The organism is Amycolatopsis sp. WGS_07 (assembly GCF_045278895.1).
Taxonomy (GTDB): Bacteria; Actinomycetota; Actinomycetes; order Mycobacteriales; family Pseudonocardiaceae; genus Amycolatopsis.
The window spans coordinates 3,823,331-3,843,127 of record NZ_CP136053.1 but is presented as its reverse complement, the minus strand read 5'-3'; the positions used below and the strand labels follow the sequence as shown (position 1 = coordinate 3,843,127).

General features: G+C 70.0%; 18 protein-coding genes. 6 read left to right on the top strand and 12 right to left on the bottom strand.

The window, feature by feature from the left end:
- The first annotated feature begins 21 nt into the window (after window positions 1-21).
- Window positions 22-1,530, top strand: coding sequence for a glycerol kinase GlpK (gene glpK, locus RPX00_RS18380; RefSeq protein ID WP_406640874.1), 1,509 nt, complete (start codon window positions 22-24; stop codon window positions 1,528-1,530).
- Window positions 1,531-2,037: 507 nt separating this feature from the next.
- On the opposite strand, the gene RPX00_RS18375 is transcribed toward glpK, so the two are convergent.
- The 6 genes from RPX00_RS18375 to RPX00_RS18350 all read right to left on the bottom strand — a co-directional run bounded on the left by RPX00_RS18375 (window position 2,038) and on the right by RPX00_RS18350 (window position 6,699).
- A complete protein-coding gene (locus RPX00_RS18375) occupies window positions 2,038-2,169 on the bottom strand; it encodes a hypothetical protein (protein ID WP_406640872.1) in 132 nt (43 codons plus the stop codon).
- Between the two features lie 264 nt (window positions 2,170-2,433).
- Window positions 2,434-3,231, bottom strand: a complete 798-nt coding sequence (locus RPX00_RS18370) for a VOC family protein (RefSeq protein WP_406640870.1) — start codon at window positions 3,229-3,231, stop codon at window positions 2,434-2,436.
- Between the two features lie 70 nt (window positions 3,232-3,301).
- A complete protein-coding gene (locus RPX00_RS18365; RefSeq protein WP_406640868.1) occupies window positions 3,302-3,889 on the bottom strand; it encodes a class F sortase in 588 nt (195 codons plus the stop codon).
- Window positions 3,890-3,946: 57 nt separating this feature from the next.
- Entirely contained in the window at window positions 3,947-4,579 is a 633-nt protein-coding gene (locus RPX00_RS18360) for a hypothetical protein (protein ID WP_406640866.1), read from the bottom strand.
- 194 nt (window positions 4,580-4,773) lie between these two features.
- Entirely contained in the window at window positions 4,774-5,217 is a 444-nt protein-coding gene (locus RPX00_RS18355; protein ID WP_406640864.1) for a hypothetical protein, read from the bottom strand.
- 78 nt (window positions 5,218-5,295) lie between these two features.
- Window positions 5,296-6,699: an NAD(P)H-quinone dehydrogenase gene (locus RPX00_RS18350; protein ID WP_406640862.1), complete on the bottom strand. Its 1,404-nt coding sequence runs from the start codon at window positions 6,697-6,699 to the stop codon at window positions 5,296-5,298.
- A 132-nt stretch (window positions 6,700-6,831) separates the two neighbouring features.
- On the opposite strand from RPX00_RS18350, the gene RPX00_RS18345 reads away from it, so the two are divergent.
- On the top strand, window positions 6,832-7,284 hold the full coding sequence (locus RPX00_RS18345) for a gamma-glutamylcyclotransferase (protein WP_406640860.1): 453 nt from the start codon (window positions 6,832-6,834) through the stop codon (window positions 7,282-7,284).
- Window positions 7,285-7,885: 601 nt separating this feature from the next.
- Here RPX00_RS18345 and RPX00_RS18340 read toward each other — a convergent pair.
- From RPX00_RS18340 to RPX00_RS18320, 5 genes are all read right to left on the bottom strand, one after another.
- Window positions 7,886-9,178 (bottom strand): amidohydrolase, encoded by a 1,293-nt coding sequence (locus tag RPX00_RS18340; protein WP_406640858.1) that lies wholly within the window; start codon window positions 9,176-9,178, stop codon window positions 7,886-7,888.
- 191 nt (window positions 9,179-9,369) lie between these two features.
- Window positions 9,370-9,684 (bottom strand): hypothetical protein, encoded by a 315-nt coding sequence (locus RPX00_RS18335; RefSeq protein WP_406640856.1) that lies wholly within the window; start codon window positions 9,682-9,684, stop codon window positions 9,370-9,372.
- Window positions 9,685-9,859: 175 nt separating this feature from the next.
- A complete protein-coding gene (gene meaB / locus RPX00_RS18330) occupies window positions 9,860-10,852 on the bottom strand; it encodes a methylmalonyl Co-A mutase-associated GTPase MeaB (RefSeq protein ID WP_406640854.1) in 993 nt (330 codons plus the stop codon).
- Window positions 10,853-10,855: 3 nt separating this feature from the next.
- A complete protein-coding gene (gene scpA, locus RPX00_RS18325; RefSeq protein ID WP_406640852.1) occupies window positions 10,856-13,024 on the bottom strand; it encodes a methylmalonyl-CoA mutase in 2,169 nt (722 codons plus the stop codon).
- A complete protein-coding gene (locus tag RPX00_RS18320) occupies window positions 13,021-14,886 on the bottom strand; it encodes a methylmalonyl-CoA mutase family protein (RefSeq protein ID WP_406640850.1) in 1,866 nt (621 codons plus the stop codon). Before RPX00_RS18320 ends, scpA begins: the two co-directional genes overlap by 4 nt.
- A 259-nt stretch (window positions 14,887-15,145) precedes the next feature.
- Here RPX00_RS18320 and RPX00_RS18315 point away from each other — a divergent pair, with 259 nt between their 5' ends.
- Entirely contained in the window at window positions 15,146-16,855 is a 1,710-nt protein-coding gene (locus RPX00_RS18315) for a serine/threonine-protein kinase (RefSeq protein WP_406642985.1), read from the top strand.
- Between the two features lie 3 nt (window positions 16,856-16,858).
- Here the strand turns inward: RPX00_RS18315 and RPX00_RS18310 are convergent, their stop codons facing one another.
- The gene (locus RPX00_RS18310; RefSeq protein WP_406642984.1) at window positions 16,859-17,482 is read right to left on the bottom strand and encodes a MerR family transcriptional regulator; all 624 of its coding nucleotides are present in this window, start codon (window positions 17,480-17,482) and stop codon (window positions 16,859-16,861) included.
- Window positions 17,483-17,589: 107 nt separating this feature from the next.
- On the opposite strand from RPX00_RS18310, the gene RPX00_RS18305 reads away from it, so the two are divergent.
- The 3 genes from RPX00_RS18305 to RPX00_RS18295 are packed head-to-tail and all read left to right on the top strand — an operon-like array spanning window position 17,590 to window position 19,774.
- Entirely contained in the window at window positions 17,590-18,567 is a 978-nt protein-coding gene (locus RPX00_RS18305; RefSeq protein WP_406640848.1) for a hypothetical protein, read from the top strand.
- Window positions 18,564-18,992 carry an ABA4-like family protein gene (locus tag RPX00_RS18300; RefSeq protein ID WP_406640846.1) on the top strand — a complete coding sequence of 143 codons (429 nt, stop codon included), beginning with the start codon at window positions 18,564-18,566 and terminating at the stop codon, window positions 18,990-18,992. Before RPX00_RS18305 ends, RPX00_RS18300 begins: the two co-directional genes overlap by 4 nt.
- The gene (locus tag RPX00_RS18295) at window positions 18,989-19,774 is read left to right on the top strand and encodes a purine-nucleoside phosphorylase (RefSeq protein ID WP_378300681.1); all 786 of its coding nucleotides are present in this window, start codon (window positions 18,989-18,991) and stop codon (window positions 19,772-19,774) included. Before RPX00_RS18300 ends, RPX00_RS18295 begins: the two co-directional genes overlap by 4 nt.
- The last annotated feature ends 23 nt before the right edge of the window (window positions 19,775-19,797 follow it).

Below are 19,797 nucleotides of genomic sequence, written 5' to 3'. Positions count from 1 at the left end.
CCAGCTTTCCGGAGGGAATCCATGACTTCGTACGTCGCCGCGATCGACCAGGGCACCACGTCGACGCGCTGCATGATCTTCGACCATTCCGGCCGCGTGGTCGCGGTCGACCAGCGCGAGCACGAGCAGATCTTCCCGAAGGCGGGCTGGGTCGAGCACAACGCCGAGGAGATCTGGGAAAACACCCGCGCGGTCGCCGCGGGCGCGCTCGCCAAGGCCGACCTGCGGCCGACCGACATCGCCGCGGTGGGCATCACCAACCAGCGCGAGACCGCGGTGGTGTGGGACCGCAACACCGGGAAGCCGGTGTACAACGCGATCGTCTGGCAGGACACCCGCACCGACAAGATCGCCGGCGAACTGGGCGCGCTGGGCGGCGGTCAGGAGCGCTACCGCTCGAAGACCGGCCTCCCGCTCGCGACGTATTTCTCCGGCCCGAAGATCAAGTGGATCCTCGACAACGTCGAGGGCGCGCGGGCGCGGGCCGAGGCGGGCGATCTGGTGTTCGGCAACATGGACACCTGGGTGCTGTGGAACATGACCGGCGGCACCGACGGCGGCGTGCACGTGACCGACCCGACGAACGCGTCGCGCACGCTGCTGATGGACCTCGACACGCTGAAGTGGGACGAGGACATCGCGGCGGAGATGGGGATTCCGCTGTCGATGCTGCCAGAGATCCGGTCGTCGTCGGAGGTGTACGGCAAGGTCCGCCCGCGCGGAGCCCTCGCCGAGGTGCCGATCGCGGGCATCCTCGGCGACCAGCAGGCGGCGACGTTCGGCCAGGCGTGCCTCTCGCCGGGCGAGGCCAAGAACACTTACGGCACCGGCAACTTCGTGCTGCTCAACACCGGCACGGAGAAGGTCCTGTCGGAGAACGGCCTGCTGACGACGGTCTGCTACAAGATCGGCTCGAACGACACGGTGTACGCGCTGGAGGGCTCGGTCGCGGTCACCGGTTCGCTGGTGCAGTGGCTGCGCGACAACCTGGGATTGATCTCGTCGGCGGCCCAGATCGAGGAATTCGCCCGGACGGTCGACGACAACGGCGGCGCGTACTTCGTGCCGGCCTTCTCGGGCCTGTTCGCCCCGTACTGGCGCTCCGACGCCCGCGGCGCGATCGTCGGCCTGACCCGCTTCGTGAACAAGGGCCACATCTCGCGAGCGGTGCTGGAGGCGACGGCATTCCAGTCGCGCGAGGTGATCGACGCGATGAACGCGGACTCGGGTGTCCCGCTGAAGTCGCTGAAGGTCGACGGCGGGATGGTCGTGAACGAGCTGCTGATGCAGTTCCAGGCGGACATCCTTGGCGTGCCGGTGATCCGCCCGGTGGTGAACGAAACGACTGCCCTTGGTGCGGCGTATGCGGCTGGGCTGGCAGTGGGGTTCTGGGAGTCGGAGGACGACATCCGGACGAACTGGGCCAAGGACAAGCAGTGGGACCCGGCCATGGACGAGTCGCGGCGGGAGAAGGAATATCGGAATTGGAAGAAGGCCGTGACGAAGACGTTCGACTGGGTGGAGGACTGATCGTCTTCCTGGCCGCGCGGGTTGGTTTGACTGCCGCTCGCGGTTCGGTGGGCTGATGGGCTGTGAGGGGAACCCTGGATCCTTCAGGGTTCCCCTCACGGACTTCTGGGCCCGGGCGGGAGGTGAGCTGGGTCGATTACCGGAGCACGGCAGCCTCGCGTTCCGGTGCGGCTCGCATCGCCGTCAGTCCTGGCGCGGGTTGAGGCCGCTGGCGCGGGTCGGATCAGCGCTACCGAGGTTGGCTCAGCGCAACCCGTCCGATCGGCATCGGAACGCGGCGCGGCGCAAACCGGTACCGCACAGCACGAATCAAGCCCAGCCCGGCAGCGCACGGCACCTCACTGCTCGTCCCGCACGTCACCGCCTGGCCCAGCGCTGCCCGCGCCCGGCGCAATCACCATCCGACCTAGCATCGCCCCGGCCAGCATCGCTCGGCCCGGCGCTGCCCGCCCGGCCCGGCCACATCAACCCGGCCCGGCACCTCACCGCCAGCTCGGTCCAGCCAGCTCACCGCCCGGCTACCACTGCCAGGCTCGGTCCGGCGCCGCCCGGCCAGCTCAACCCAGCCCAGCCCAGCACCGCCTGGCTCGGCTCAACCCAGCCCAGCACCTCACGCCAGCCCAGCCCGACAGCGCCCACCCGGTCAGCTCACCCCTGCACCGCCCGGCTCGGTTCAGCCCGGTCCAGCTCAGCACCTCATCGCCAACCCAGCCCGACAGCGCCTGGCCGGCCGAACCCAACCCGGCACCGCCCGGCTCGGCTCAGCTCTGCCCAGCGCCGCCCGGCTCGGCTCAACCCAGCCCAGCTCAGCACCACACCGCCAGCCCAGCCCGGCAACGCCCGACCGGTCAGCTCAACCCAGCCCGGCCCCGTGCGTCCCAGCTCAACCTCGCTCCCCCAACCTCACCCCCACCCGTCCTGTGTCCCGGACTGGGCGTTCGGTGCCATCAACGAAAACCCCGCCCCCTGGTCATCCGTTGCCACCACCAACCGGCCGTGGGGCGTATCCGTCGGCGGGCTCAGCACCGTCCCGCCCAGTTCCGTGATGCGCGCTGCTGCTGCGTCCGCGTCGGCGGTCCAGAAGTACGTCACCCACCCGGGTTGCGCGGGGCTGTCCTCCGCCAGCTCGCCCAGGCCGCCGACCGGGCGGCCGTCCACGTCCAGGGTCGCGTACGTGAACCCGGGACCGGACATATCCCCGAACCCGAACCCGAACACATCCCCGTAAAACTGCTTAGCCGCCGCGAAATCCCGGGTCATGCATTCGTTCCACGCCGGTGCTCCCGGGGTGAGCGTGGCCTGCGTGCCGGAGTGCCTGCCCGGCTGCCACAGGCCGAACGTCGCGCCGGTCGGGTCGGTCGCGATGGCCATCCGGCCCTCGGACAGGACGTCCATCGGCGGGGCGATGACCTGTCCGCCTGCCTCCGTGATCGCGGCGACTGTTTTGTCCACATCGGACACCGACAAGTAAGTCGTCCACACGGGTGGCATGCCCGCCTGCTCCGGCGGGATCTGGCCGATGCCCGCCACCGGTTTTCCGGCTACCTCCGCCATTCCGTAAAAACCGGTCTCCGGGCCGCCGGACTGGACTGTCCAGCCCAGCAAGGCCTCGTAGAACGTGACCGCCTGGTCGCGGTCAGGCACCATCAAGTCGCCCCAGCACGGTGTGCCCGCGGGCCACGGTTCGGTCCTGGTGATCATGCGTGCCTCCAGAATTCTGCCAACCGCCACAGTGTCGCACCGGGCACCGACAAAAACCGGGGGCGTCTTTTCAATGACCGCCGTTCACCAGATGGGCGTACACGATGATGTTGTCCACGTAGCTGTGCTCGGCCCGGTCGAATGCGCCGCCGCAGGTGATCAAGCGCAGTTGCGGGTCCGAAGTGTCCCCGTAGACCGCGTCGGTCGGGAAGACGTCCTTGGGCACCTGGTCCACTTTGGTCACCTCGAAGTGCGCGGTGGTGCCGTCGCGGCGAGCGATGTTCACTGTGTCTCCCGGCTTCATTTCCTTGAGCCGGTAGAAGATTCCCTTGTGCTTGTTTCCGTCCACGTGTCCGAGTACGACCGCGGGGCCGGTTTCGCCAGGGGTCGGGCCGTTTTCGTACCAACCGGCCTGCATTGGCGTGTTGACCGGCGGGACCTGTACGGAATTGTCGGCGTTGAGGCCGAGCGGCACCAGGCTGGAATGTGCGTCGATACTCGGGATGTCCAGCGAGACCGGTTCCGATTTCGGCAGGGCGGCCGAGGAAGCGGACGGGACGCTGGAAGCGGCCACCGGGGCCGACGGAGAGCCGGTCGAGCAACCGGCCAGCAGTGCGGCGAGCGCGACGGCCGCCGCGGCGATTGTCTTCCTGATCATCTTTCCCCCGATCCGCCTGGGCCTGGCCGCGAAAAGCAGCCAGGCCCAGGAGATTAGTCAGCCACGCTGGCGACGGCGCACCACCACGAGCCCGGTGCCGCCGAGGGCGAGCACGCCCATGGCGCCGGCCGCGATCGGCAGGCCGACGTCCGACTGGTTGTCCGCGATCGGACCGTCCGTGCCGCCGGTCTGCGGCGCGCCGGACGGGACCTTGCTGACCTGCTTGGGAGCGGGCTTGGGCGCGGGCTTCGCGCCGAGCACGGTGAACTTCGTGGCGATGTCGCCGCTGCCGCAGGAGAACGTCACCTTGTACACCCCGGGCTTCACGCCGTCGCGGACGGTCGCGGTGCCCTGCGAGACCGGAGCCTTCGCCGGGTCGTTCTGCGGGCCGACCGGGTGCAGCTTGCCGAACTGCAGCGCCGCCGAGTTCAGGTTGTGGATTTCCGAGGCCTCGCAGCCGACGCGCACCGTGACCCGGTCCCCGGCGTGGCCGGACGACGGCAGCACCCGCACGAACGCCTTGGGCACCCCGGCGTGGTCGTCCGGCTGATCCGTGGCCGGCGGCGCGGGCGTGGCGGTGCTCGAAGACGGCGGCGCGGTAGGCGTGGCGGGCGCTTCCGCCGCGAAAGCCGGTGCGGCCGAAAGCATTCCGGCGGCGACGAGGGTGGAGAAAATAACGGTACGCTTCATGACACTCCCCTTGATGAAAATGCGATCCCCGCCGTAGACAACGGCGGCGAATCCGCGCCCGGCTGGCAGTTCCCCCTGCGGCCCGGGCGTTTTCGTTCCGACAACAACCAAGACGTCTCCACCCGGCACCGGGTTGCCCTGGGAACGAAAAAACCGCCGGAAACAATTTCCGGCGGTTTTCGAAGCATGGATGATTACGCGGCGAGGCTGCCGTCGCCCGCTTTCGCCGCGCCCTTGGGCACCCGCGAAACCTGCGCGGCGGGCACGGTGAACGTCGTGGTCTGCTGCTTCCCGTCGCACGTGACGGTGAGCGGATAGCTGCCAGGTTTGGTTCCTGGCACCAGATTCGCGTGTGCGCTCATCGTGGCCTTCACACCGACCATCTCGCCGTAGAAGTACTGAGAGAACGCAAGCACGGGCGAGCTGAACGTCGCGGTGCCCGCCTTGGCACCCGGGCAGTAGGCGAACGCCATGTTCGGGTCCGAGCCGCGCTGGTAGGCGTTCACCTGGCCGTGCAGCACCGCGGTGTCCTGGTTCAGCTGCACCGTCACCGGATCGGGGGCCGAAGCCGCCGCCGGAACCGCTGTCCCGGCCAGTCCGATCGCCGCCGCCACCGCGAAAATCGCGCTCTTGCGCACCCTCGTTCCTTCCCCGTGCCACACGTCTTCACCCCGCTAGACGCGGTGTGCGGCACGGGGTTGCCCTGCGAAGGAAAATCAGTCCAGATCGTCGTGCCGCATGAGCTGACGGCCCGCCTCGGTGATCGAGCCGGACAGCGACGGGTACACCGAGAAGGTCAGCGCCAGGTGGTCCACCGTCAACTGGTTCTGCACGGCCAGCGCGATCGGCAGGATCAGCTCGCTCGCCGACGGCGCGACCACCACGCCGCCGACCACCACGCCGGTGGCGGGACGGCAGAACAGCTTCACGAAACCGCGGCGCAGGCCTTCCATCTTCGCGCGCGCGTTGGTGGCCAGCGGCAGCATGATCGTGCGCGCGGGGACCTCGCCGGAGTCGATCGCCTGCTGGCTGATGCCGACGGTCGCGATCTCCGGATGCGTGAACACGTTCGCCGCGACGGTCTTGAGCTTGATCGGCGCGACGCCCTCGCCCAGCGCGTGCCACATCGCGATGCGGCCCTGCATGCTCGCCACGGACGCGAGCATCAGCACGCCGGTGCAGTCGCCCGCCGCGTAGACGCCGGGGACGCTGGTGCGCGAAACCCGGTCCACCGCGATGAACCCGCCGGGGCCGGGCTCGATGCCGACGCGGTCGAGGCCGATGTCGGCGGTGTTCGGGATCGAGCCGACGGTCATCAGCGCGTGGCTTGCCTCGATCACGCGACCGTCGGCCAGGTGAACTTCGACGCCCTTGTCCGTGCGCTCGACGCGTTCGGCACGGGCCTGCTTGGCCACCGTGGTGCCGCGCTGGGAGAAGACCTCTTCGAGCACCGCGGCGGCGTCGGCGTCCTCGTGCGGCAGCACGCGGTCGCGGCTCGACACGACGGTGACCTTCACGCCCATCTCGGTGTACGCGGACGCGAACTCGGCCCCGGTGACGCCGGACCCGATCACCGCGAGGTGCTCGGGCAGCTCGGTGAGGTCGTACAGCTGACGCCAGTCCAGGATCCGCTCGCCGTCGGGCACCGCGCCGGGCAGCACGCGCGGGGTGGCCCCGGTGGCGATCAGCACGACGTCGGCGGACAGCGATTCCACCGTCCCGTCCGAGTGCGTGACTTCCACCGTGTGGGTGGCCAGCCCGGGCTCGTCGTCGGCGAACCGGGCTTCGGCGGTGACGACGCGGACGCCCTCACGCTGCACGCGGGCCCGGATGTCGGCCGACTGCGCGAGCGCGAGACCTTTCACCCGTCCGTGCACAGTCGGCAGGTCGACGGTGGTGTCGGCGAGGTCGGTGTTGATGCCGAGTTCGCCGAGGTCATGCATCTTTGCCAGCGCGCCGGACGAGGCGATGAACGTCTTCGAGGGCACGCAGTCGTAGAGAACACAGGCGCCACCCAGGCCGTCCCGCTCGACGATCGTCACGTCGGCGCCGTGCTGCGCCGCGACCAAGGCGGCTTCGTAGCCCGCCGGGCCGCCACCCATGATCACGATCCTGGTCACCTGGGTCCTCCTATGTACGCGTGCTTGGCGGTGGTCCCGACCCTACGCGGCGAACCTGACCGGCAAGCGAAGTGGCCGGGACACGGCATGTGCATCCGATCGGGCGGGACATGGGTCGCTAGGCTGTGCCGCGTGCCGTTGTATGCCGCTTACGGATCCAACATGGAGCCCGCCCAGATGCTGGAGCGCGCCCCGCACTCGCCCATGGCGGGCACCGGCTGGCTGGAAGGCTGGCGGCTGACCTTCGGCGGCGAGGACATCGGGTGGGAAGGCGCGCTGGCCACCATCGTCGAGGACCCGTCGTCGCGGGTGTTCGTGGTGCTGTACGACGTGACCGCCCTCGACGAGGAACGGCTCGACCGCTGGGAAGGCGGCGAGCTGGGGATGCACACGAAGATCCGGCTGCGGGTCCAGACGATGGACGGGTCGGTGCTGGCCTGGCTCTACGTCCTGGACGCCTACGAGGGCGGCCTGCCCTCGGCGCGCTACCTCGGGGTGCTGGCGGACGCCGCGGAGGCGGCCGGCGCCCCAGTGGACTACGTGGACGATCTGCGCACCCGGCCGTGCACCGGGATCACCGGCTGACGCTCTCTTAACTGTCCGTGAAGGACGCCTTGCGGGAATCTGAGTTCCTGATGGAGTCCCGCACGGGCTTTCAGCCGTTCGAGAGGCGAAGCACCTGGGCCGCCTCGACCTCGTCGCGACCGCCGGGAAGGCTCGTTTCCGGAGTCATCCACACCCGTCTGGGCGAGGGCCGAAAGTTGTCCCCAACGGCACCGCCCTGTGGATAACTCCGGGCCGCCGGACGCTCCACCGCCCCGCCGGACAGCTGCCCAATACCACACGGCAGAGGCTCACCCACACGGGCATCGGGCACCGCCGCGTGCAGGAAAAATCGCAGCGCGTTACCGAACTTGACGGCAAAAATCAGGACACCACGGCACCGCAAACCGTCGCAGATTCCGCCAAAGCCGTTGCCGCGCAACGCGAAATCCGCACCAGGCAGTCAACGACCCACCGTCGGTACCGGGCAACACGAAAGTCCGAAATGACTCTCGGTAAACGGACCGAAGCAACGCCACCGGCGGTCTAGACCACGCCCGGTAACCTCTCGCTGACACCCCCGCACGAGGGGTACCTCTCACCCGCCTGAGTTATCCACATCGGCGCGAAGCCTGTGGATAACTCAGGCCAGCGAGGCCAGCGCGGTGTGCACCAAAGTGCGCACTCCGACGAGCAGCGCGCGCTCGTCGAGGATGAACGTCGGACGGTGGATGTCGGCCTGCGGAGCGGGCGGGCCGGACCACACGCCGAGCCGGGCGAAGGCGCCGCCGACGTGCTCCAGGTACCAGCCGAAGTCCTCGCCGCCGGACGACTGTTCCGTCCCGGCGAGGCCCGTTTCGCCGACCGCCGCCTCGACGCCGGCGCGCATCAGCGCGGTCGATTCGGCGTCGGAGACCACCGGCGGAACCCCGCGCCGGTAGTCGAGCGAGAAGCCGACGCCGGTCGGGGCCAGCAGCGATTCCACCGACGAGGCGACGAGCGGCTCCAGCGACTTCCAGACCTCGTGGTCGGCAGTCCGCAGCGTGCCGCGCAGGACGCCGTCCTGCGGGACCGCGTTCGCGGCCTGTCCGGCGTGCACCGCGCCCCACACCAGTACCGTGCCGGACCGCGGGTCGACGCGCCGGGACAGCACCGACGGCAGCGACGTGATGACCGTGCCGAGCGCGTACACCAGGTCGGCGGTGAGGTGCGGCCGCGACGTGTGGCCGCCGGGCGAGGTGAGGCGCAGTTCGATGAGGTCGGCGGCGGACGTCAGCGCGCCGACCCGGGTGCCGACCTTGCCCGCTTCGAGCCGCGGGTCGCAGTGCAGGCCGTAGATCCGCTCGACGCCTTCCAGCGCTCCCGCGGCGATCATGTCCAGCGCGCCGCCGGGCATGACCTCCTCCGCGGGCTGGAAGATCAGCCGCACGCGGCCGGGCAGCTCGGGCGCGCCGGCGAGCGCGCGGCCCGCGCCGAGCAGGATCGCGGTGTGCGCGTCGTGGCCGCACATGTGCGCCGCGCCCTCGGTGGTGGAGCTGTACGGCAGGCCGGTGTCCTCGGTCAGCGGCAGCGCGTCGATGTCCGCGCGCAGCGCGACGCAGCGCTCGCCCTTGCCGATGTCGCACACCACGCCGGTGCCGCCGGGCAGCACCCACGGCTTCAGCCCGACCCGGCGCAGCAGCGAGACGATCAGCTCGGTCGTGCCGAACTCGTTCCGCGACAGCTCGGGGTTGGCGTGGATGTGCCGCCGCCACGCGAGCACGTCGGTCGCGTTCGCGCGCAGCCAGTCGTCCAGCCAGAACGGGCCGCGGCCCGCGCCAAGGTCTTCCACCGGAGCCATGCTGACGCCGGCTTCGGTCAGCAGCGCGCCGGGCGCCGCGATCGGGTTGCCCTCGTGGTCACCTGGAACGTCCGGCCGTGAGTCCAGCACCGTCACGCCGCACCTCCTCCCGCAACACGAGCGCAGGGGAACACGCAACGTGCCGATCGATCTGTCTTACGCATCGGAGTCGATCGTGCACCATGCAGGTGGCAAGCGGCGGCGGGCTGCCGTTCGACCAAGACGGCCGGTACCGGATCTGCGGCGAACGGCTGATGACAGTTCGGCCAGGGTGAACGACGGAAAGCTCAGCCGCCTTGCGCCTTGCGGCGCTTGATGCGGTGGCGGCGGCCGAAGAACACGATGGCCAGCAGCACCACCGCGGCCCCGCCGGCGATGAGGTTCTTCTTCGTCTTGTCGGCGTTGGCCTTGTCGGTCTGCGTGGGGTCGAGCACCGGTCCCGGCGGTGCCTGGCGGACCGCGTTCACCTGCGTGATCGCCGTCTCAGCGGCCACGGTCACCGCGGCCGGAGCCGGGGTCGCCGCGGACGCCGCCGCGGGCAGCGCCCCGGTGAGCAGCACGCCGAGCAGACCGGCCAGCAGCAGTCCCCGCACCTTCGCCATGACTTCCCTTCTACGCCGTCACCGTGCATTGTGCCTGTCGAACCGAGGGCGCGTCAGCCGCCACGCGGTGGAGGCGGGCCCGCTCGCCTCGCGCCGACGACCGTCGAGCGCAATGAGCCCCTGAGACGGTCAAAAGACACTTGTGCACAGAGCGCTTTCTCTTCTTGGACAACGTTCAAGAAGAGGGCTCGGTGAACGCCGCCAAGATCCGCTGCGCGGCCAGCGTGGCGGTGAGTTCCCCGTCGCGCACCGCGCGCTCCACGTCGGCCACCTGCGCGCGGACCGCCGGATGCGCGGTGAGCCGGTCGAGCAGCTGTTCGCGGACCATCGACCACGTCCAGTCGACCTGCTGGCGTTTGCGCCGCTCGCCAAGATCACCCGATTCGGTGAGCACCTCGCGGTGTTTCCCGATCGCCGCCCACACCTCGTCGAGACCGCTGCCTTCGAGCCCGCTGCACGTGAGCACCGGCGGCGTCCAGAGCGCGTCCTTGCCGTAGATCATCCGCAGCGCGCCCTGCAGTTCGCGCGCGGCGCGTTTGGCGTCGCGTTCGTGCGGGCCGTCGGCCTTGTTCACGGCGATGACGTCGGCGAGTTCCAGCACGCCCTTCTTGATGCCCTGCAACTGATCGCCGGTGCGCGCCAGGGTCAGGAAGAGGAAGCAGTCGACCATGTTCGCCACGGTCACCTCGGACTGCCCGACCCCGACCGTCTCCACCAGCACGACGTCGAAGCCGGCCGCCTCCATCAGCACGATCGTCTCGCGGGTGGCGCGCGCGACGCCGCCGAGCGTGCCGGAGGTCGGCGACGGCCGGATGAACGCCTTCGGATCGACCGCCAGCCGCGCCATCCGGGTCTTGTCGCCGAGGATCGAGCCGCCGGTGCGGGTCGAGGACGGGTCGACGGCCAGCACCGCGACCCGGTGCCCGGCTGTGGTGAGGTCAGTGCCGAGCTGGTCGATAAATGTCGACTTGCCGACTCCGGGCACACCGGTGATGCCGACGCGTTTCGCCCCGCCTGCGTGCGGGAGCAGCTCGACGAGCAGCTCCTGCGCTTGCCGCCGGTGGTCCTCCCGGTGCGATTCGACCAGCGTGATGGCCTTGGACAGGGTCCCCCGGTCGCCCGCGAGCACGCCCTTGGCGTATTCGCCGACGTCGATCCGCCGCGGCAAGGTTCAGGACTCCTGCGCGGCCAGCTGCTGCAGCAGGTCGATCGCCGCGTCCGCGAGCACCGTGCCCGGGCCGAAGATCGCCGCCGCTCCCGCTTCGCGCAGCTCGGGGTAGTCCTGCGGCGGGATCACGCCGCCGACCACGACCATGATGTCCTCGCGGCCCAGCTCCGCCAGCTCGTGCCGCAGCGCGGGCACCAGCGACAGGTGCCCGGCGGCCAGCGAGGACACGCCGATCACGTGCACGTCGGCTTCCGACGCCTGGCGGGCGACCTCGGACGGGGTGGAGAACAGCGGGCCGACGTCGACGTCGAAGCCGAGGTCGGCGAAGCCGGTGGCGATCACCTTCTGGCCGCGGTCGTGGCCGTCCTGGCCCATTTTCGCGACCAGGATGCGCGGGCGGCGGCCCTCGTCCTCGGCGAACTTGTCGACCAGCTCGCGGGCCTTCTCGACGTTGTCCGACTTCCCCACCTCTTCCCGGTACACGCCGGAGATCGTGCGGATCTGGCCGGAGTGGCGGCCCCAGTTCTTTTCCAGGGCGTCGGAGATCTCGCCGACGGTGGCCTTCGCGCGGGCGGCGTTGATGGCCAGCTCAAGCAGGTTGCCGTTGTTCTGCGCACCTTCGGTGAGGCGGCGCAGCGCGTCCTCGGTGGCCTGCGGGTCACGTTCTTCGCGCAGCCGACGCAGCTTCTCGAGCTGCTGCGCGCGTACGCCCGCGTTGTCGACCTTCAGCACGTCGATCTGCTCGTCGTCGGTGACCTGGTACTTGTTCACGCCGATGACTGGCTGCCGTCCCGAGTCGATGCGCGCCTGCGTACGCGCGGCTGCTTCTTCGATGCGCAGCTTCGGAATGCCTTCGTCGATCGCGCGCGCCATGCCGCCCGCGCCCTCGACTTCGGTGATGTGACCCCACGCCTTGCGCGCGAGGTCGTACGTGAGCTTCTCGACGAACGCGCTGCCGCCCCACGGGTCGATGACGCGCGTGGTGCCGGATTCCTGCTGCAGCAACAGCTGTGTGTTGCGCGCGATCCGTGCGGAGAAGTCGGTGGGCAGCGCGAGCGCTTCGTCGAGAGCGTTGGTGTGCAACGACTGTGTGTGCCCCTGGGTCGCAGCCATCGCCTCGACGCACGTACGCGTGACGTTGTTGAAGACGTCCTGCGCGGTGAGCGACCAGCCAGAGGTCTGAGAGTGCGTACGCAGCGACAGCGACTTCTGCGACTTCGGCTCGAACTGCTTCACCAGCTTCGCCCACAGCAGACGTGCCGCGCGCAGCTTCGCGACCTCCATGAAGAAGTTCATGCCGATGGCCCAGAAGAACGACAGCCGCGGCGCGAACTTGTCGACGTCCAGCCCGGCCTCGACGCCCGCGCGGATGTACTCGACGCCGTCCGCGAGCGTGTACGCCAGCTCCAGGTCGGCGGTCGCTCCGGCCTCCTGCATGTGGTAGCCGGAGATCGAGATGGAGTTGTACTTCGGCATGTGCTGCGACGTGTACGCGAAGATGTCGGAGATGATCCGCATCGAGGGCTGCGGCGGGTAGATGTAGGTGTTGCGGACCATGAACTCCTTGAGGATGTCGTTCTGGATGGTCCCCGCGAGCTGCTCCGGCTTCACCCCCTGCTCCTCGGCCGCGACCACGTACAGCGCGAGCACCGGCAGCACCGCGCCGTTCATCGTCATCGAGACGGACATCTTGTCCAGCGGGATGCCGTCGAACAGCTGGCGCATGTCGTAGATCGAGTCGATCGCCACGCCCGCCATGCCGACGTCGCCGGACACGCGCGGGTGGTCGGAGTCGTAGCCGCGGTGGGTCGCGAGGTCGAACGCGACCGACAGGCCCTTCTGCCCGGCCGCGAGGTTGCGGCGGTAGAAGGCGTTCGACTCCTCGGCGGTGGAGAACCCGGCGTACTGGCGGATCGTCCACGGCTGGTTGACGTACATCGTCGGATACGGCCCGCGCAGGTACGGGGCGATGCCGGGGTAGGTGCCGAGGAAGTCCACATCGGACAGATCGGCGGCGGTGTAGACCGGTTTGACGCCGATGCCCTCGGGGGTTTCCCAGGCCAGCGCGTCCGGGCCCTTGCCGGTGGCGTCCTGGACGGCCTGCGCCCACGCGGCGCGGTCGCCGGGCTCGGGAGTGCCGAGCGGGACGTCGGCGAAATTCGGGATGCTCATGCGGAGACTCCCAGCTGCTCGTGGAGGCTGGTCAGGATTTCGAGCGCGTCGCAACCGGCGTACAGGTTGCCGTTGATTCCGTCGTAGGTTCCCTTGCCCGCCAACAGAACGCTGTCCGCGCCGAGCGACGCCGCGACGGAGGCGGCCTGTTCCTCGTACGCCGCGTCCGTGCCGCAGACGCAGGCGACCTTCGCGCCGCTCTCGCGGAACGCGCCGGGCAGATCGTCGGTCGCGCCGGGGTTCACCGCCTCGATCCCGCCCGCCTGCAGCAGGTTCGTCGCGAAGGAAGCGCGGGCGGTGTGCGCGGCGACCGGACCCAGCGTGGCCAGGAAAACCTTCGGCCGTTCGCCATGCTTGGCCAGGTAGTCGTCGGACGCGTCGCGGAGCTTCTCGTACTCCTCGGCATACCGGTGCCGCGGCAGTCCGCCGTCCACAGTGGACGGGACCGGCTCGCGGGTGACCGGCTTTTCGGCCAGATTCGGGAACTCGCTGACGCCGGTGAGCGGATCGCGCCGGGTGGCGAGGCGGCTCGCGCGCTTCTCCCAGGTCCGCGCGAGCCGTCCGGCCAGCGCGCCCGAGGCCAGTTCGGCCTCGATGCCGCCGGCCGCCTCGATCGCGGTGAACTCGCGCCACGCGGCTTCGGCGAGTTCGTCGGTGAGCTTCTCGACGTACCAGGAGCCGCCCGCCGGATCGATGACGCTGCCCAGCTTCGACTCCTCGATGAGGATCGCGTTGGTATTGCGGGCGATCCGCGCGGAAAACGCATCGGGAAGGCCGATCGCCGCGTCGAACGGCAGCACGGTGACCGCATCCGCGCCACCGACTCCGGCCGCGAAGCAGGCGACCGTGGTGCGCAGCATGTTCACCCACGGGTCGCGCTGGGTGAACATCGACGGCGACGTGACCGCGTGCTGGTGCATCCCGCGTGCTTCCGCGGCCGCGCCGGAGACTTCGAGGACTCGGTCCCACAGCCGACGCGCGGCGCGGAATTTGGCGATGGTGCGGAACTGGTCGGCAGTCGCGGCGAGCCGGAACTCGATCTGCGCGGCCGCGGCCGCGACGTCCAGGCCCGCCGCGGTGAGCGCACGCAGATAAGCGACGCCGGACGCGATGGTCGCGCCGAGTTCCTGCGAGTCGGAGCCGCCAGCCTCATGAAACGGCAGTCCGTCGGCGACAATCGTGCGGACCTTGGGGTACTTAGGGGCAACCTTCGCGGCCAGTTCGGCGGCCGGGGCGAGCGGGAGAGCCTGCCCGGTCCGCGCCGTGGTGCCGATGGGGTCCGCGCCGAGCGTGCCGACGGCTTCGCTGGCCGGGACCTCGCGCTCAGCGAAGAGGTCAAGCAGTGCCTGAGCTGCGGTTTCGTACTCCGCACCGGCATCGAGGACCACCGGCGCGAGGCCGACGTACACCTCGTTCAGCACGTCCGCGAGCGCGGAGATCGGCAGCGATCCTTCGCCGAGACGCAGCCACACCGAAGACGCGCCGCCTTCGAGGTCCGCGAGGATCGCCGCGTTCGCCGCGCGGACGTCTTCGCGCTGGTGGCGGACCCGGATGTCCCAGCCCGTGTCGACGACGCCCTCCGGCCGTGCACCGCGCACGAACGGCGGGAGCCCGGGGAAGCCGAGGTCTCCACCGGCATCCTCAGCGGTGTATAGGGGCTGGATCTCGATGCCGTCGTACGTGCGCGAGGCCAGCTTGGCCTCCGGCGCACCCGCGAAATCCTCCGGGAGCCTGCCGCTCTTGCGCAGCACTCCCGCCACCAGCTCCTGCCACTGGGCGCGGTCCGCGGTCGGAAACTCCGCCGCGAGCGCGAGCCCGGGCTCGGAGTGCGGCGCCGACTCCGGACCAGCCACGTTCGTCATACCCAGTGATGGTAGAGGCAGGCCACCACCCGCACCTGTGACTCTGCTCGCCCCCCGTACGGGTGAACTCAGGGGTAGCGGTGGCGAGTCGAAGAGTGTCGGCCCCTTGGGCCACAATCATGGGGTGCCCTCGGAGAACAGCGACCTGGACCAGCCCGGCAACACCGACCGCACGGACAACGCCGAGCCGACCGGCGGCGACCAGCCGCGGGTAGTCGCCGGGCGCTATCGCCTGCGGTCGGTTCTGGGGTCGGGGTCGATGGGCACCGTCTGGTCGGCGTACGACGAGTTCCTGCACCGCCCGGTCGCGGTCAAGGAGATGAAGGTGCCGCCGGGCATCCCGGCCGAACAGGCGGACGAACTGCGCGAGCGCACGCTGCGCGAGGCGCGGGCGATCGCGGTGCTGTCGCATCCGAACGTCATCACGCTGCACGACGTCGCGCGCGAGAACGACGCGCCGTTCGTCGTGATGGAGCTGCTGCCGTCGCGCAGCCTCGCGCATCTGCTGCGCGACCACGGCCCGCTCACCGTCGAACAAGCGGCGGCGGTCGGCATCGCGGTGGCCGCCGCGCTCGAAGCGGCGCACGACGCGGGCATCACGCACCGCGACGTGAAGCCGGGCAACGTCCTCGTGGCGAGCGACGGCCGGATCAAGCTCACCGACTTCGGCATCGCCCGCAACGTCTCCGAAGCCACCATGACGCGGACCGGGATCATGCTCGGTTCGCCCGCGTACATCTCGCCAGAGGTCGCTTCCGGCGGCGCGGTCACCCCCAACGCCGACCTGTGGGGTCTCGGCGCGACGCTGTTCGCCGCCGTCGAGGGCTCGCCCCCGTACGACGCGGACGGCGACCCGCTGGAAACCGTCGGCAAGGTCGTCAACGGCAAGGTCCCGCGTCCGAAGCCGGGTCCGCTGGCCGACGTCATCACCGCGTTGATGAAGAAGGAGCCGGAGAAGCGGATCTCGCTGCGCGAGGTGCGCCACCGGCTGTACCCGATGCAGAACAAGGCCGCGCTGGACCTGTTCGGCCCGGAACTGTTCCGCACGCCGGACGGCAAGAAGACGGCCGCGCAGCTGGACGCCACCGACACCCAGGTGATCAAGACCGTCGCCCCGAAGCCGGATTCCCCGGAGCAGCCCGCCGCGCTGGCCGCCGACCCGGGCCCGCTGCCCTTCATGCGCTCGGGAAACACCGGGTCCGCGCCCGCTTTCACCCCGGCGCCGGTCCCCGGCCCGCCGCCCTTGCCACTGCCTGCTCCGCTGCCGCCGCCACCTCCGCGGCGCAGCGGCAAGGCGACGGCGCTGCTGGCGGTCGCCTCGATGCTGCTGTTCGCGGTCGCGTGCGGCGGCGGTTTCGCGCTGGCCCGCGTGGTGAGCGGGCAGGATCTGCTGCCGCCGCAGAAAATGAGCACCGGAGTGCTGGGCACGCTGGGCACTGTCGAGGGCTCGTCGACGCCACCGAAGCTGCTTCCCCAGCACGGCAACGCGAGCGCGACGGCGAACGTCTCGCGCGACAGCGAGTACACCGTGTCCGTGCCGGAAGGCTGGCAACGCTTTATCGCGTCCCGGAAATCGACCTACGGCACGTCCACAGTGGTCCAATACGTCTCCACGGACGGCCGTCAATCGCTGCGCCTGGAACGAATCCCGAACTTCTTCGAGCGGTACTCCGAAGGCGACGCGATAGAAGCGCTGAAGCTTTCGTCGTCGCAAGACTCGTTCACTTCCGCGCGGGAAGCGCACGAGACGGCCAACGGCACCGAACTCGCCTACCGCACGGCGGAACGAGCCCCGGGCCCCGAGGGGAAGGCGGGCCCGGTCATCACCCGCACGACCTTCGCGTTGATCAAGCAGTCCGGCAACGCACTGTGGCTGCTCTCGCTCACCGTGCCGACCGAACAGGAAGACAGCTCGTCCGGCCTCTTCGCCCAGATCGCGCCGACGTTGTCGTTCCCGGCTTCCTCCTGACGTTTACCGGCTGTCCGGGTAGCGCCGGGCGGTCTCGGCGGCCTGCGCCAGCCGTCGCAGCCCCTCGAACAACCGGTCGCCCAAAACCGTCCCGACCACCGCAGCCTCGACGATCCGGTCCATCGACACCGTGGCGTCGATGGTGTCCAGGTCAGCCTCCGCGATCCGGTCGGCGATCTCCGCGTACCGGCTGAGCTGGTCAAGCAACCCTTCGTGCCCCAGCGCGCGAATCGTGCACATGGTCCTGACCAGCGAAGACGCCACCGGGTTGTCCAGCCCGAATTTCCACCCGTGCTTCCGGGCCAGCGCGGACAGCGTCTCCACCGCCCACTCGCGCTCCTCCTCGGGGACCTCCGCGGCGAACCCGGTCAGTGCCCACTGCGCGACCCCCAGCACGTGGTACGCCGGTTCGTCGGAGTCGACCGCGGCGACCACTTCCCGCACCGTCGCCACCGACAGCCCACCGACCTCGACCAGCGCCCGGATCAGCTTCAGCCGCCGCACGTGCCCCTCGTCGTAGCGGGCCTGGTTCGGGCTGGTCCGCTCGCCCGCCGGCAGCAGACCCTCCCGCAGGTAGTACTTGATCGTCGCCACCGGGATCCCGGACTCGGCGCTCAGCTCTGCCATCCGCACCCGCTCGACCCTACTTCCGGGAAAAACCCTGAGGACTTCTCAGTATGGATAGTTTAACTTCCCATAACGGAGAGCATGACTATCCATACTGGGAGGAACCCGTGACCACCACCGTCGACCCACCCGCGACGTTGAGCACCGCACAGATGCGCACCTGGCACCGTCCTTCGCTGTGGTTCGCCGCGTCGATGGCGGTCGCGACCGTGCTGACCATCGCGGCCATGCTGATCGACCGCCGCACCCTGCTCGGCGCGCCGGTGTGGGCGAAGCTGTTCAAGTTCGCCGTCTCCGGCGGGCTCTACTTCTTCACCTGGAGCTGGCTCGTCTCGCTGCTGCCCGGCCGGTTGCGCAAGGTCGCGAGCGTGGCCACCACCGTCGCCGTCGTGCTGTTCGCCGCCGAGTACGTGGCGATGACCTTCCAGGCGGTCCGCGGCAGGCCGAGCCACTTCGCGAACACGTCCCCGTTCGACTCGGCGCTGTTCCAGGCCATGGGCGTGATGGTGGCGGGGCTCTGGCTCGCCACGCTCGTGGCCACCGTCCTGCTGATGTTCACCCGGCTCGAAGACCGCGCGGTCCATTGGGCGGTGCGCACCGGCGCGGTGCTGGCGCTGATCGGGGCCGGGCTCGGCTCGCTGATGACTCAGCCCACGCCGCAGGAGCTGGCCAAGATCCAAACCACCGGGCACTCCGACCTCATCGGCGCGCACAGCGTCGGCGTCGAGGACGGCGGTCCCGGCCTCCCGCTGCTCGGCTGGAGCACCACCGGCGGCGACCTGCGCATCCCGCATTTCGTCGGCATGCACGCGCTGCAAGCGTTGCCGCTCTTGGCTTTCGGCCTCGCGCTGCTCGCGACGCGGCTGCCCCGGCTGCGCGAGAGCGCGGTACGCGTGCGGCTGGTGTGGACGGGTTCGCTCGGCTACGCGGGCCTCGTCGGCCTGATCGTCTGGCAGGCCGAACGCGGCGAACCGCTGGTCTACCCGAGCGGCCCGACGCTGGCCGCGGCCGGTCTGCTGGCCGGCTTCGTCGCGGCGGCCACGGCGGCGTCACTGCTGGTGCCGGTCCGGAAGACGATCCGATGAGCGAGCTGACCGTCTTCGCCTGGACGTTCCCGGTCGCGGTGCCGTTCTGGGCGCTGATGATCTTCCTGCCCGGCTGGCGCGGCACCCGCCGGATCCTGGCCTCGCCGTGGGTGCCGCTGCTGCCGCTGGTCTGGTACTTCGTACTGGCGATCCCGCATTTCGGCGAGCTGTGGCACGCCATGCAGCGGCCGGATCTCGGTGTCCTGCAAGGGTTTCTGAGCACACCGTACGGGGCCGCGCTGATCTGGGCGCACCTCATCGCGTTCGACCTGTTCATCGCGCGCTGGATGTTCTTCGAGGCGCGCACGCACCGGGTCCCGTGGTGGGTGCTCAGCCCGCTGCTCGTGCTGACCATCTTCCTGTCGCCGTTCGGCCTGGTCGCGTTCCTCGCGGTGCGCAGCGCCCGGATACGCTCGGCGGCATGAGCAACCTGGAGGAGGCGGCCGCGGCCGTCATCGCCGAGCGCACCGGCGTCGAGAAGCACGACATCGCCGTCGTGCTCGGTTCGGGCTGGCGCCCGGCCGCGGACGTGATCGGCACCGCGGACACGGAGATCCCGTTCGGCGAACTGCCGGGCTTCACCCCGCCCGGAGCCGTCGGCCACGGCGGCACGGTGCGGTCGCTGCGGATCGGCGACAAGCGGGCGCTGGTCCTGCTCGGCCGCACGCACTTTTACGAGGGCAAGGGCATCGACCCGGTGGTGCAGAACGTGCGCACGGCCGCGGCGGCGGGCGCGCGGACGGTGCTGCTCACCAACGCGGCGGGCGGACTTCGCGCGGGGATGAGCGTCGGGCAGCCGGTGCTGATCTCCGACCACCTCAACCTGACCGCGCGCTCCCCGATCGTCGGCGCGAACTTCGTCGACCTCACCGACCTGTACGCCGCGCGGCTGCGCGACCTGGCGCGGGAGATCGACGGCTCGCTGGAGGAGGGCGTGTACGCGGGTCTGCCCGGGCCGCACTTCGAGACGCCCGCCGAGATCCGCATGCTGCGCACCCTCGGCGCGGACCTGGTCGGCATGTCGACCGTGCTGGAAGCGATCGCCGCCCGCGCGGCCGGGCTCGAGGTGTTCGGGCTGTCACTGGTCACCAACCTGGCGGCGGGCATGACCGGCGAACCGCTGAACCACGAGGAAGTCCTCGAAGCGGGGCGGCAGTCGGCTACGCGGATGGGCTCGCTGCTGAAGGAACTCGTCACCCGCGCCTGAGCCTCGGCCTTGCGCCCCAATGC